This is a genomic window from Phyllobacterium sp. 628 (genome assembly GCF_014189505.1).
Taxonomy (GTDB): domain Bacteria; phylum Pseudomonadota; class Alphaproteobacteria; order Rhizobiales; family Rhizobiaceae; genus Phyllobacterium.
The window spans coordinates 2,927,532-2,940,696 of sequence record NZ_CP050301.1 but is presented as its reverse complement, the minus strand read 5'-3'; the positions used below and the strand labels follow the sequence as shown (position 1 = coordinate 2,940,696).

10 protein-coding genes, 1 tRNA gene and 1 pseudogene are annotated in these 13,165 nt (G+C 54.3%); 7 read left to right on the top strand and 5 right to left on the bottom strand.

The genetic code is table 11. The features are described 5' to 3' along the window. Nucleotides 1–2: 2 nt before the first annotated feature. A complete protein-coding gene (locus HB779_RS16115; RefSeq protein WP_188343303.1) occupies nucleotides 3–767 on the bottom strand; it encodes an NAD(P)-dependent oxidoreductase in 765 nt (254 codons plus the stop codon). A 517-nt stretch (nucleotides 768–1,284) separates the two neighbouring features. Here HB779_RS16115 and HB779_RS25335 point away from each other — a divergent pair. The 3 genes and pseudogenes from HB779_RS25335 (at nucleotide 1,285) to HB779_RS16105 (ending at nucleotide 3,837) form a co-directional block, all read left to right on the top strand. After that, nucleotides 1,285–1,497 (top strand): hypothetical protein, encoded by a 213-nt coding sequence (locus HB779_RS25335; protein ID WP_210302596.1) that lies wholly within the window; start codon nucleotides 1,285–1,287, stop codon nucleotides 1,495–1,497. 34 nt (nucleotides 1,498–1,531) lie between these two features. Continuing rightward, nucleotides 1,532–2,690, top strand: a pseudogene (locus HB779_RS16110) (IS3 family transposase). A 58-nt stretch (nucleotides 2,691–2,748) separates the two neighbouring features. Continuing rightward, nucleotides 2,749–3,837 (top strand): hypothetical protein, encoded by a 1,089-nt coding sequence (locus HB779_RS16105; protein WP_188343302.1) that lies wholly within the window; start codon nucleotides 2,749–2,751, stop codon nucleotides 3,835–3,837. An 83-nt stretch (nucleotides 3,838–3,920) separates the two neighbouring features. Here HB779_RS16105 and HB779_RS16100 read toward each other — a convergent pair. Continuing rightward, a tRNA-Leu gene (locus tag HB779_RS16100) sits at nucleotides 3,921–4,006 on the bottom strand. A 138-nt stretch (nucleotides 4,007–4,144) separates the two neighbouring features. On the opposite strand from HB779_RS16100, the gene HB779_RS16095 reads away from it, so the two are divergent. Then, entirely contained in the window at nucleotides 4,145–4,573 is a 429-nt protein-coding gene (locus tag HB779_RS16095; RefSeq protein WP_188343301.1) for a nuclear transport factor 2 family protein, read from the top strand. Nucleotides 4,574–5,245: 672 nt separating this feature from the next. Then, nucleotides 5,246–6,742 carry a glycosyltransferase family 39 protein gene (locus HB779_RS16090; protein ID WP_188343300.1) on the top strand — a complete coding sequence of 499 codons (1,497 nt, stop codon included), beginning with the start codon at nucleotides 5,246–5,248 and terminating at the stop codon, nucleotides 6,740–6,742. A 22-nt stretch (nucleotides 6,743–6,764) separates the two neighbouring features. Here HB779_RS16090 and HB779_RS16085 read toward each other — a convergent pair whose 3' ends face one another. From HB779_RS16085 to HB779_RS16075, 3 genes are all read right to left on the bottom strand, one after another. Then, nucleotides 6,765–8,267, bottom strand: coding sequence for a tripartite tricarboxylate transporter permease (locus tag HB779_RS16085; protein ID WP_188343299.1), 1,503 nt, complete (start codon nucleotides 8,265–8,267; stop codon nucleotides 6,765–6,767). Nucleotides 8,268–8,277: 10 nt separating this feature from the next. Beyond that, a complete protein-coding gene (locus HB779_RS16080; protein WP_188343298.1) occupies nucleotides 8,278–8,739 on the bottom strand; it encodes a tripartite tricarboxylate transporter TctB family protein in 462 nt (153 codons plus the stop codon). Between the two features lie 99 nt (nucleotides 8,740–8,838). Then, a complete protein-coding gene (locus HB779_RS16075) occupies nucleotides 8,839–9,816 on the bottom strand; it encodes a tripartite tricarboxylate transporter substrate binding protein BugD (RefSeq protein ID WP_188343297.1) in 978 nt (325 codons plus the stop codon). 252 nt (nucleotides 9,817–10,068) lie between these two features. Here HB779_RS16075 and ade point away from each other — a divergent pair, with 252 nt between their 5' ends. Together ade and ilvA are read left to right on the top strand one after the other, a co-directional pair. Continuing rightward, on the top strand, nucleotides 10,069–11,883 hold the full coding sequence (gene ade / locus HB779_RS16070) for an adenine deaminase (RefSeq protein WP_188343296.1): 1,815 nt from the start codon (nucleotides 10,069–10,071) through the stop codon (nucleotides 11,881–11,883). Next, nucleotides 11,880–13,139 (top strand): threonine ammonia-lyase IlvA, encoded by a 1,260-nt coding sequence (gene ilvA / locus HB779_RS16065; protein ID WP_188343295.1) that lies wholly within the window; start codon nucleotides 11,880–11,882, stop codon nucleotides 13,137–13,139. Before ade ends, ilvA begins: the two co-directional genes overlap by 4 nt. The last annotated feature ends 26 nt before the right edge of the window (nucleotides 13,140–13,165 follow it).

The following is a 13,165-nucleotide window of genomic DNA, read 5'->3' as shown; positions in this document are numbered from 1 at the left end:
TCCTAGCGGGCAGGCGAACCTAAATCTCTCGCCGAAGCGCTGCAAGCCGTCCGGTTATAGATAACGGGCATTTGACCTTTCCAGCGCCGCCATTTGTCTGGGTTGGTGACAAGTTCGGCCATAAAGTGGGCAACGTTGATCCGGCTGGTGGACCCAGGATTGAAAATCGCGCTGCGAATGGGGGAAGGGTGCTCGTCATAGTCTGTAATGGCGTCCGCATTGGTCAAGCTGTCCGGTCTGACAGCGGCCCATTCGATGTCGGGATGGGTTTGACCAATCTCAACGCGCAGAAAGTCCGCTGCTTTTTCGTTGTCCGCGTGCGGCGGCACCAGCAATCGTACCAGACCAATCACACACTTTTCAGCCCATGAAACGCGTTCGGAAAGATCGCGATTGCTGTTGCCGGCCGTGTTCATCAGCACAAATTTGACCGGTTGTTGCGGTTTGCCGGTTATCACTGCCTTGCACAGGCGGCGGGTGGCATCTGCAACGAGCCTGCGCGGCTGGCCGTAAATCCCCTTGAAGCTCATGTTATGACCCAGGCACGAAAGAATGGCATCGCAGCCTTTGACGTGTTGCGCCATATCAGCATCAGTGAGATCGGAGACCACCGTGCGGATGATCGTCAGGTTTTTGCGATTGCTGAGATTGTCAGGCAGCGATGACTGCGGCCGGATGATGGCTCTGACAGGCATCCCACGGCCCAGCAATTGACCCACAACCAGCCGGCCGGTCGCGCCGCTTGCCCCCACCACAAGAACAGTCATTCCATATCTCCCGATCAGGCAAACTATGGCAAAAACATCATCCCGCGACCACTATTGAATAAGCGCTACTTGTGCAGCGTTTGGTGAGCCAAAAAGCTGCATTTGTGGGAATGGCCCCGACAAGCGACCGCTGGGTTTTGCATTTCCAGCTCCTGATATCTGGTGCGGACGGCGGGGGTCGAACCCGCATGACCTATGGCCGAGGGATTTTAAGTGCCGCAATCTGTAACGAGAGTGTGGGGCGGATGAGGGCAGAGAACCCTTAGGACATCGTAATAGTGTCGGATTTTAAGCAGGTTGTGTCTGCAAGCTCCGCCATGTCCGCATATGTATCTTAGTGCTTTGATACAGTCTGTATCAGCATCTGTATCACACTATTTAGTGCCGCTTAGCTCGTGGACTACGGTGACCACTAGATTTGTGTATGTTAGGGCCAGCCTGAAGCACTGGTAGCGAAAAGATGCTATCAGCATGTATCCTTTAAATTATTAGACTTTGATAGAACGGGGTGGGGAAAATGCATCGATGGGAAGAAGAGCTTTCAAAGCACCCAGTAAACACTACTATTGCGCTTTTCGAAGAACAGGCCAGTCGGGATGTTCCCATCGAAGACCCTTTGCTCGTTATTGAGAAGAACCGGTTCTTAAAAGTCGCACTGTTAGTTAAGGACGTAATACAAAACCTTGATCCAGACCTTGTGGCCTGCCCCCTTGAAAGTGGTCCTTTATGAAGTATGGCTTTTGAGCCGATAAAGGATATTGAGAATGCCAAGCAAACGACACAAGCCCGAAGAGATTGTCATGAAACTGCGTCAGGTAGATGTTCTAAGTTCGCAGGGGAAGTCGATGGCAGAAGCCATTCGATCGATAGGTGTGACGGAAGTAACATATTACCGGTGGCGGGCCGAATACGGCGGCTTGAAGGGTGATCAGGTCAAGCGGCTGAAAGAACTGGAAGCGGAGAATGCGCGTCTTCGGCGGGCTGTTTCGGATCTGACGCTGGACAAGATGATCCTTGCTGAGGCCGCAAAGGGAAACTTTTAAGCCCCGCACGCCGCCGTGCCTGTGTGGAGCATGTGGTTGAGGAATTTGACGTGTCCGAACGACGGGCATGCCGGGTTCTTGGCCAGCATCGATCCACACAGCGCAAGCTCTTGAAAACACCGGACGATGAAGCGGCACTGACCGCCGACATCATTGCACTTGCTCTCCAATATGGCCGCTACGGATATCGCCGCATCACAGCGATGCTGCATCGTGCGGGTTGGGGGTGAATGTGAAACGGGTTGAGCGGATATGGCGGCGTGAGGGGCTCAAAGTTCCACACAGACAACCCAAGCGCACACGTTTATGGCTGAATGAGAGTTCGTGCATCCGGCTTCGACCGGAATACCCCAACCATGTCTGGTCCTATGACTTTGTTGAGGCTCGCACGCACAATGGAAGGAAAATCCGTATGCTCAATGTGATCGACGAATTCACACGGGAATGTATTGCCATCAGGGTGGACAGAAAGTTGAAGGCGACGGATGTCATCGACGTTCTGTCTGATCTGTTTATCCTGCGCGGCATTCCTGGTCACATCCGGTCCGACAATGGCCCTGAATTCATCGCCAAGGCCTTGAGAGAGTGGATTGCTGCCGTCGGTGCCAAAACCGCCTACATCATGCCGGGTAGTCCATGGGAGAACGGCTATTGTGAGAGTTTCAATTCAAAGCTTCGGGATGAACTGCTCAACGGAGAAATCTTCTACACACTTAAGGAGGCACAAATCGTCATCGAGAATTGGCGACGGCATTACAATACTATCCGACCACACTCATCGTTGGGTTACAAATCACCTGCACCCGAGGCCATCGTCTGGCCGTCTCAAAATGGGCCAGCCTCAACGCCAGTGATGGCAATCAGACCAAGTCTGCACTAACATTAAACCCGGATCGCCTCTTGGGGGCAGGCCACTTGCACCTTTTGAAGTTCTCTCCGTGTTGAACAATACATTAGTTAGCAATGGGGTAGTTGCTAGTATTCAAGATTTCGCAAACAGTTCGAATCCAGAAATGTTTCGACAAGCGAACAATCAAATTGCCTCAAGTTTGGGCTACATCTATCAACTCAGTTCATTGAAAATCTCTCGATCCACCGGAAAGGCGGATAGTGAGGCCAGTACGAAAACCTTTGAGCAATTTGTGAATCAAACTGAGAGTACATATCAGGCATATCGGAAAAAGATCACCGAAGCCGAAGAAACTGTTGAAGTTGCATCTAAAGAAATCGAGGCCGCTCAAACTTCTATTAAACAACTCGAAGATGCCTTTAATTCCAAAATGGTGGAATGGGCAAATCAATCTACAGAAACGCACAATGAGCAGACTACGAGGTTTACTGACGCGCAAAACACTCGCCAGAGTGACTATACCGCTGCTCTTGATCTCATAAAGAGTGAGGCCAATGAACAGCTGAACATATTCTATCAAGACGTGACGGTTTCCGCAGATAAAGACCATGTCAGCTTAAAGTCCAAGTTGGACGAGATTCAGCAAGATGCGGAAAAGAAGCATGGGCGCATTTTGGAACTGTATGGGCTGGTTGCGTATGACAGTGTGACAGGGGGGTACAAAAGCGTTGCGGATATTGAAGAAAGGGCTGCTAACAGATGGCGGCAGTTCACAATCGCCTGCATCGGCGCAACGGTTTTGTGGTTATTGATAGCGATATGGCTATTTAAACCTGATTTGGAACCAGAACGTTTGTTTTGGTCAGAGATTTTTAAAGGGCTATCTCTAACGGCACTTCTTATTTCAACAGCTGTTTATGCATCAAAACAGTCTACATTGCATCGTTTGAACGAGCGACGCGCTCGCTCCTTCTTCTTACAGGTGCAAGCTTTTGATCCATTTATATCTGATCTTCCGGAAGACAAAAAGGTGGCGCTTAAAGAGATTTTGAGTGGCAAAATTTTCGGGGGTGTTGATTTTTCAGATGAGAATAAATCGATTGCGACGTCTGAATATGAAGGGATGAATAACGCAATTGACCTGTTAAGCAAGCTTCAACAACTTACTCAGAAATAGTTTTAGTCTGGTTCACCTTAAGGCCGTATTCCACTGAATGGGATATTAAGTGCCACTTTGAACCGGGATGGGGTGTTAATTGGTGGTGCGGACGGCGGGGGTCGAACCCGCATGACCTATGGCCGAGGGATTTTAAGTCCCTTGCGTCTACCAGTTTCGCCACGTCCGCGCGCCTTGCTTTTCAACGGTTAATACGATTCCGTCAACTGCCAGTTTGCCGGTAACGTGCTTTTTGCGCGCGTGCAATGTTGCTTTCGTTGCAGGCCCGCGCGTGCAGACTATATTGTACCTCCGCAGAGGAGGAGTCATGACAACCATAGCGAGAAGTGCGCGTGCGGTATTTGAAGCGCAGATCCAGTGTATCTTGACCGACGACCGGACAACGCAAATGTCCCTGTTTGCCGAGGATTGCGTGTGGGAATTTCCATTCGCAGGCGCGGACCGCCCGAAACGCATTGAAGGCCGCGCTGAGATTGAACGGATCATGGCGCCGATCTGGGAGCGGGGAAGGCAAATGAAGCTGCCACCCGCCACCTATACGCCGCTGGCGATCCATGAGACGGCCGATCCTGAATGCATTATAGCGGAGTTCTTGTTTGGCCCCAGCGGCGAGGGCAACCAGTTGACCTTTGTACAGGTCGTTTATGTCCGCGATGGCAAGATCCGGCTCATGCGCGAATATGCGGATCATCTCGCCCGCACCCGGCTGATCGAGAAGATGGAGGCGGCGGGTTAGGGATATACGAGCCCGCGAGTTGGGCGCAAGAATCGAGGCCCGGTCACGGTCCCACGCCCATGGTTCGATAACCGGACCTCGAAGCCGGAAGCAACCGGCACAATAGTGACGTATCGGCAGCCGCATAATTTAGTTGAATTTTTGGTTTAATTTTCAGCGCTAGTGCATTCAGGCATAAGCACAAAAGGAAAGGGCGGGATACTGACCGATCCCGCCCTTTCGCCCCACCCCAGGAATTGTTCTTAATTTTGGTGAGGCTTCAATGTCTATGTGAGATTTGCTGTTCAGAAATCCGTCCCTAACCCCACTCGAAAAAGCGCACGAGATAATCAGCGCTTCTGCCGTTTCACCACCCACTGGCTCCCGGCGGCGATGGTTGTGGACGTTATGCTTCGATCTTTCTCCCTGAACGATGCAACTACCCCTTGGACATTAGTCACTTGAAACGGGATGAAAAGGGACGCTGCTGTCCCCCTTTGTAAAATTTGCTGGCTCTATCCGTTTAACGCCTTGGAATAGTTGGAGTTAGTTGCGAAAAATTTTATCAACATTTGAGCGTTTGGTCTGCCGTTGCTGTTAAGCTCGCAGTTGACCTTGCATCCAACATTCGTACCGGTGGATTTTCCCGGTAACTTCGACTAGAAGCGGCCCACACAAAGGTGCCAGGAAACAATGCCAGCCACATCGGTTCACTCCCCAATTGGCAGTATCAGGCAGTTCGCTTCGGAAAATCCCGGGCTGCTGTTCGTTCTGCTGTATTTCGCCTTTCAGGTGTTTTTCCTGACAACGATTTCCAATGGTGCCGGTGTCGATGATGCCGAACAATTGGCTTATGTCGGCGCATTGCAATGGGGATATGGCGGCTCGCAGGCGCCGCTCTATACGTGGATCAACAGCATTGCCGGGAATATCCTGGGCATCAGCCTTTTCACCATTTTTCTCGTGAAGTTCGGCATGCTGGCCAGCCTTTTTGCCAGTGTTTACTTTGGCGCGCGCCTGCTCGGCACATCGAAAATGGTGGCGACAGCCGGTATGATCGGCGTGTTCCTGCTGCCGCAGATTGCATGGGAATCGCAACGCACCCTCACGCATTCGGTGGGCGGCACGACCGGTTGTGCCTGGGCATTTCTAGCTTTCGCCTGGCATATGAAATCGCGCTCGTGGCATTCGGCCGTTCTGCTTGGGCTGGGCGTCGCCGCCGGGCTTCTCGGTAAATTCAATGCCAGTTTTTTCCTGATCGGGCTGGTTCTGGCTGGTTTCTCGGTGCCCGCTTACCGCGCCGTACTGTTGTCCCGCACCACGATATGGACCCTTGTTGCCTTTATTGCCGCGGTCACCCCCACGGGTCTGTGGGCGCTTTCGCACATGGAAAATCTTCTGGCACGATCGCACAAGTTCCAGATGAATGAAGGCGGGCAGCTGATCATCAGCCGGTTGCATGGCGAATGGAAACTGTTCCTCAACGGCATTCTCTTCTCCGGCGTGGCGCTGGTGTTTTTCGCGATTGCATGGTGGAGAAGCCGCGTCCAACAGATCACGCCGAAATCCGCTTGGAGCGATGGCGAAACATTTGTCGGCCGCATTCTGTTTTTTGGCTTGGCCTGCGTTTTTGTCGGCGTGCTTATTTCAGGCGCGGCTGAGGTGAAGGATCGCTGGCTGCAGCCCGTACTCTTCCTTTCACCGCTCTACCTGACGATTCTGCTGGGGCGCTATATTGCTTCGGATCTGCCGCTGAAGCGCTTTGCCATTGTCGGCGCGCTATGCGCATTGGCAGTTATCCCCATACTGGCCGTCAACATTCTCTATGCTCGGGATGGTGGTGCACCCTCGATAGGCCAGTTGGACTATGCCAAGCTTTTCGCTGCAACCCGCGCCGATGGCTATTATCAGACGGCGGTATCGGATGGTCCGCAACTGCCGGGCAATCTGCGCATCTATGACAATTCCATCAATCCGGTGCATCTGGAAACGCCGAATGCCATATCGCGCATTCATTTTCCTGCGCTGTTTATCTGGTTTGGCGAGGGCCTCAATCCGGTTGTATCAAGCCTGATGCAAAGCTCCGGTGTTGCCACCCCGCCTGCAAACATCAAGCAGGTGACGCTGAGCTTTAAATATTATCCAGACCAGACGAAGGTTGTGAGCTACGTGGTCATCCCGGCGCCCTGAATTCAGACGCCGGGATATTTCATCAATCCTCGACAAACACCTCGTCCCGCTTCTTGCGGATGCTGGGCAGCAGGACGACCACCAGAACCGCAGCAGCGAGGATCAGCAGTGTCAGGCTGATTGGCCGTGTCACGAAAGTCGACGGATCACCGCGTGACATGATCATCGCGCGGCGCAGATGCTCTTCCAGCAATGGTCCCAGCACAAAACCCAGCAGCAGCGGTGCCGGTTCGCAACGCAGCTTGGCCAGTACGTAACCGATCAGACCGAAGAAGGCGACGGCGAAGAGGTCGAACACGTTGGAATTGACGCTGTAGACGCCGATGGCGCAGAACGCGATAATCGTGGGAAACAGCATGTAGTAGGGGATGGTCAGCAGCTTTACCCATAGCCCGATCAGCGGCAGGTTGAGCAGGATCAGCATCAGATTGCCAATCCACATGGAGGCGATGATGCCCCAGAACAGTGCGGGTTGTTCCGTCGCCACATTGGGACCGGGCACGATGCCCTGAATGATCATCGCACCGATCATCAGTGCCATAACGGGGTTGGCCGGAATGCCGAGCGTCAGCATCGGAATAAAGGATGTCTGCGCGCCCGCATTGTTGGCTGATTCAGGACCGGCAACACCGGCAATGGCGCCCTTGCCGAATTCCTGCGGTTTTTTTGATACGCGCTTTTCCACCGTATAGGAGGCGAAGGACGCAAGGATCGCACCGCCACCCGGCAGAATGCCAAGTGCCGAACCGATGGCCGTGCCGCGCAGGATCGGCGCTGTCATTTCCTTCCAGTCCTGCTTTGTCGGCCAGAGGTTGGAGACCTTTTTGATCATCACCTCCCGGTCATGCTCGTTTTCGAGATTGCGCAGGATTTCGGCGATACCGAACACGCCGACCGCCACGGCAACAAAATTCAGCCCATCCGACAGTTCGAGAATGCCGAGATTGAAGCGCGGCGTACCGGTGTAGATATCCGTGCCGACAAGCCCGAGCAGCAGCCCGAGTACCACCATGCCGAGCGCCTTGATCACGGAGCCATGGGCGAGGGCGATGGAGGAGACAAGACCGACAATCATCAACGAGAAATATTCGGCGGAACCGAATTTGAGTGCGATGGCAGTCAGCGGCGGCGCAAAGACGGCGACGAGGAATGTCGAGACCGTTCCGGCAAAGAACGATCCAATAGCTGCAATGGCCAGCGCCGCCCCCGCGCGCCCCTTTCGCGCCATCTGATAGCCGTCAATAGCGGTCACGGCGGATGAGGATTCGCCCGGCATATTGATCAGGATAGCCGTAGTCGAGCCGCCATATTGCGCGCCGTAATAGATACCCGCGAGCATGATCAGCGAAGAGACGGGCTCAAGCTGAAAGGTGATGGGCAGCAGCATGGCGATGGTTGCCGTTGCACCGATACCGGGAAGCACGCCGATGAGCGTGCCGAGAATGACCCCGATAAAGCAGAAAAATAGATTCCACGGCGTTCCGGCGGTGGCAAAGCCAAGGGCGAGATTGTTCAGAAGATCCATCGTCAGGCCCTCACTGTCCGAGCCATGGACCGAACCGCCGGAAGGGCAGTCCGAGCGCATAACTGAAGACCATTACGGAAAACAGTGTGAGGCCGCTGACCAGCAGCAGCGCCATAGCGGGTTTCATTTTTACGCTGGCAAACGCCGCCAGCAGTGCGGTCAGAAACAGCGACGGTACAAAGCCAAGGCCGCGTACTGTCAGGCCAAAAAGAATAGGCGCTGGCAGGATGAACAGGATACCGCGCCAGGCAATCGGGCCCATAGGCTCATGCTCGAGCTGCGTGCCCTGAATAATGACGATGATGCCGAGCAGCACAAGAATGCTGGCGAGCACCAGCGGGAAATAGCCCGGCCCCATGCGGAATGCGGTGCCAAGATCAAGCCCGTAGGCCTGAATGGCGAAAACCAGACCCGCCGCAATGAACAGCAGACCACAGATCAGGTCGCGCGAACTGAAACTCAACGATTTCATGAAACCCCCACAGTTGCCTTTTCGGCTTGTTGTGTCCGATACGTCGTCACATCTCCCCGTGCAGGGGAGATGACACATCAGAACGGAAAACCCGTTCAATCAGTCGGCATATTGTCCGGCAGCTTCAATCACCGGCTTCCAGCGGGTGACTTCGCTTTCAAGCTTGGTCTTGAGACCGGCTGGTGTTGCTTCCGCATCGGTAACCGGCACGGTGCCAAGTTCGGCAAAGCGAGCAACGACGTTCGGGTCTTTCAAGGCCTTCTGCAGCGATACGGAAAGCTTCTCTGTGACGTCTTTCGGCGTGCCTTTTGGTGCGTAGATGCCATGCCAGATACCAACCTGCAGACCGGGCAGCCCGGCTTCCGCAACCGTTGGCAGATCAGGCAGGGCAGCGAGGCGCTTTGCCGATGTCACGGCGTAAGCCTTGATCGTACCCCCCTTGATCTGCTTGGTGGTGTTGGTTGTCTGGTCGCACATCAGATCGACCTGTCCGCCGAGTAGATCGGTCATGGCAGGACCTGTGCCCTTGTAAGGAACGGTGACGAGCGGGGTCTTCAATTCGCTCATAAACAGCATGCCGCACAGGTGCGATGCGGCGCCGATACCGGCATTGGCTAGCGTGACCTTGTCGGCATTGGCCTTCACATATTCAACGAGACCTTTCAGATCCTTTGCCTCGAGATCCTTCTTGGCAACGATGGTCATTGGAACATCGGTAACGAGCCCGACATATTCGAACGCATTGAGCGTGTCATAGGGCAGTTTGCGATAGAGCGTTGCACTGGTCGCCATGCCGATGTGATGCAAGAGCAGCGTGTAGCCGTCTGCTTCGGCCTTTGCCACCTGCGAGGCACCCAGCGTGCCGCCTGCGCCACCGACATTTTCAACGATAATCTGCTGGCCAAGATCCTTGGACATGGATTCTGCTACAAGCCGGGTCACAGTATCTGTCGGGCCACCCGCCGCGAAAGGTACAACCATCGTGATATTGCGTTCAGGATAGCCTTCGGCCTGAGCGCTGCCGGCAAGCAGTGCGATAGTCGCAGTTGTAGCCAGCGAGAATAAGAGTTTGTGCATTAATATTCCTCCCAGAGTATCACCCATGAATGACTTTGATATGTTGCACCGTGGTTCCGCCATATCCTTTTTCCCTCCCGGATATTGGCGACCCTTACCGATGCCGTGCATTCAATACTATCGGAGGCAACCTGAGCCGGTATGTCAAGTATTTCATAGGTTTCGCGATTTTTTTTGATGATTGTGCGGTGAACACGGTCGCAAGCGACTTTTTGGTATATGGATTATCTACATAGTGAATGAGGTGATGAGATGAGCAGACAGGCAAAGACCGGCAATAAACCGCAGACATGGACAGAATCAGCGCCGTTGCTGGTTGATGTCGCCATGGGCCGTAAACATGCTGATCTTGTCGTGCGCAATGGCCGTCTTGTCAGTGTTTATTCCGGTGAGATTATCGCGGGTATGGACATTGCTGTTGTTGCCGGACGATTTGCCTTTGTTGGTCATGGCGTTGAACATTGCATTGGACCCAAGACAAAGGTGGTCGATGCCGGGGGGCGCTATCTGGTGCCGGGCCTGTGCGATGCGCATATGCATGTGGAAAGCGGCATGGTGACGGTCACCGAGTTCACCCGTGCGGTCATTCCGCATGGCACCACATCAATGTTCATTGATCCTCATGAAATCGCCAATGTGCTCGGCCTGGAAGGTGTCAGGCTGATGCATGACGAGGCGCTTGAGATGCCGATCAATGTGCATGTCCAGATGCCAAGCTGCGTGCCGTCAGCGCCGGGATTGGAAAATGCCGGTGCCTCGATCACTCCCGCCGATGTGGCTGAAGCCATGACATGGCCAAACATCGTGGGTCTGGGTGAAGTGATGAATTTCCCCGGCGTTGCCAACAATGACGCAACGATGCGCGGCGGTATCGACGCGACCGTCACGGCCGGAAAAACGGTCGGCGGACATTTTGCCTCGCCGGAACTCGGCCGCGCTTTCCACGGCTATGTAGCGGGCGGACCGGAAGACGACCACGAAGGCACCCGCATGGAAGACGCGATTGCCCGGGTGCGGCAGGGCATGCGCGCCATGCTCCGGCTTGGCTCGGCCTGGTATGATGTGGCCAGCCAAATCAAGGCAGTAACGGAGCAGGGGCTTGATCCGCGCAATTTCATCCTGTGTACAGACGACAGCCATTCCGGCACGCTGGTCAATGACGGCCATATGGACCGCGTTGTGCGCCATGCCATCGCGCAGGGCCTGAAGCCGGTAACGGCGATCCAGATGGCAACGCTCAATACCGCGCAGCATTTCCGTATGGAACGCGAGATCGGCTCGATCACGCCGGGACGTCTTGCCGATTTCCTCATTGTTTCGGACCTCGCCAACCTCACCATTGACCGCGTCTATGGACGCGGGGTTCTGCTGGCGGAAAAGGGCAAGCTTGTTACGGAAATTCCGGCCTATGATTATCCAGCCTTTGCCAAGAACACGATCAAGCTGGGCAAGAAGCTTGCTGCCCGCGATTTCGACATCAAGGCGCCTAAACCAACCAAACATGTGACGGCGCGGGTGATCGGCGTTATTGAAAATCAGGCGCCCACCAAGGCGCTGGAGGCCGAACTCTCCGTCTCCGACGGCATTGTGCAGATGGACCGGCGCAACGACGTTTGTCAGATCGCGCTGGTGGAGCGGCATCGGGGAACAGGGGCTGTGGTCAATGGGTTCGTGTCGGGATTCGGCTACACGCTGGATTGCGCCATGGCCTCAACCGTCGCGCATGACAGTCACCACATGATCGTTGTCGGTACCAACAAGGATGATATGGCGAAAGCTGCCAATCGTCTGGGAGAAGTCGGCGGCGGCGTTGTCCTGTTCTCCAAAGGCCGCGAACTGGCGCTGGTGGAAATGCCGATTGCCGGATTGATGTCCGATCAGCGGGCTGAAGTGGTCGCAGCCAAGGCCGACAAGCTTGTCAACGCCATGCGCGCCATGGGTTGCAGTCTCAACAACGCTTACATGCAACACTCGCTGCTGGCGCTGGTGGTCATTCCGGAATTGCGTATTTCGGATGTCGGCATTATCGATGTCAGAACATTCGAGAAGGTTGATCTGTTCCTATGACTGCATTCATCAAGGCCGTGGACCGCGCGACAGAAAAGATGCGCGCGCTGTTCCCGGAAACACCGCTGCAACTCAACCATTACCTTTCGCACAAATATGGCGCGCGGATTTGGCTGAAGCGTGAGGACCTGTCGCCGGTCCGGTCGTACAAGATACGCGGCGCTTTCAATTTCATCGCGCACTACCTGAACGAGCACAAATCTGAAGATTTGACTTTCGTTTGCGCCTCCGCTGGCAATCATGCGCAGGGTTTTGCCTTTATTTGCCGGCATTTCGGCAAACATGGCGTTGTGTTCATGCCTGTAACAACACCACAGCAGAAGATCGACAAGACCCGCACCTTTGGTGGCGAATTCATCGAAATCCGTCTTGTCGGCGATATTTTCGATCAGTGCTACGCCGCCGCGCAGGATTTTGCAGCGGAAAAGGGCGCGGTCATGGTGCCGCCTTTCGACCATGCGGATATTATCACCGGGCAGGCAACCGTAGCGCACGAAATTGCCAGGCAGTTACCGGACAAACGCAAACCGGATCTGATGATCCTCCCCGTTGGCGGTGGCGGCCTGTCGGCGGGCGTAACGCGTTATCTCACCGATCTTGGCTGGGAAACCCGGTTCCGCTTCGTTGAACCCGCAGGCGCGCCGAGCCTGAAGCGCAGTCTGGAGGCAGGTAAGCGAGTCAAGCTGGATACGGTCGACAACTTCGTCGATGGCGCGGCGGTTGCCGAACTTGGCCGTGAAAACTTCAAACTTCTCAAGCATTTCACTGCGGATTCTGTGACTTTGATTCCGGAAAATCGCCTGAGTTCAACTATCATCGAAATGCTCAACATTGAGGGCATTGTTGTTGAACCCGCCGGTGCACTGGCCATTGATGCGCTCAAGGATTTCAAGAAGAGTGATATTAAGGGCAAACGTATTGTTCTGGTCATATCAGGCAGTAATTTTGATTTCGAACGCCTGCCGGAACTGAAGGAACGCTCGCTTCGCTATGAAGGGTTGAAGAAATATTTCATCTTCCGTTTCCCGCAGCGTCCAGGTGCCTTGCGTTCATTCCTTGACCTGCTTGGCCCGGAGGATGACGTTGCCCGCTTTGAATATCTGAAAAAGTCGGCGCGCAATTTTGGTTCCGTGCTGATCGGTATCGAAACCAAAAACAAGGCGAACTTCGACGCATTGTTCAAGCGCTTTGATGAAGCTGGCTGGGCCTATCAGGATATCACCGAGAATGAAACAATCGCCGGGTTGATCATCTAGCACAACTAGCAACATCCATTGGTTGC

What these genes read in the sequence shown, in the direction of transcription:
- HB779_RS16115 (WP_188343303.1), bottom strand. Translation starts at nt 767, where the DNA reads ATGACTGTTCTTGTGGTGGGGGCAAGCGGCGCGACCGGCCGGCTGGTT.
- HB779_RS25335 (WP_210302596.1), top strand. Translation starts at nt 1,285, where the DNA reads ATGCATCGATGGGAAGAAGAGCTTTCAAAGCACCCAGTAAACACTACT.
- HB779_RS16095 (WP_188343301.1), top strand. Translation starts at nt 4,145, where the DNA reads ATGACAACCATAGCGAGAAGTGCGCGTGCGGTATTTGAAGCGCAGATC.
- HB779_RS16090 (WP_188343300.1), top strand. Translation starts at nt 5,246, where the DNA reads ATGCCAGCCACATCGGTTCACTCCCCAATTGGCAGTATCAGGCAGTTC.
- HB779_RS16085 (WP_188343299.1), bottom strand. Translation starts at nt 8,267, where the DNA reads ATGGATCTTCTGAACAATCTCGCCCTTGGCTTTGCCACCGCCGGAACG.
- HB779_RS16080 (WP_188343298.1), bottom strand. Translation starts at nt 8,739, where the DNA reads ATGAAATCGTTGAGTTTCAGTTCGCGCGACCTGATCTGTGGTCTGCTG.
- HB779_RS16075 (WP_188343297.1), bottom strand. Translation starts at nt 9,816, where the DNA reads ATGCACAAACTCTTATTCTCGCTGGCTACAACTGCGACTATCGCACTG.
- ade (WP_188343296.1), top strand. Translation starts at nt 10,069, where the DNA reads ATGAGCAGACAGGCAAAGACCGGCAATAAACCGCAGACATGGACAGAA.
- ilvA (WP_188343295.1), top strand. Translation starts at nt 11,880, where the DNA reads ATGACTGCATTCATCAAGGCCGTGGACCGCGCGACAGAAAAGATGCGC.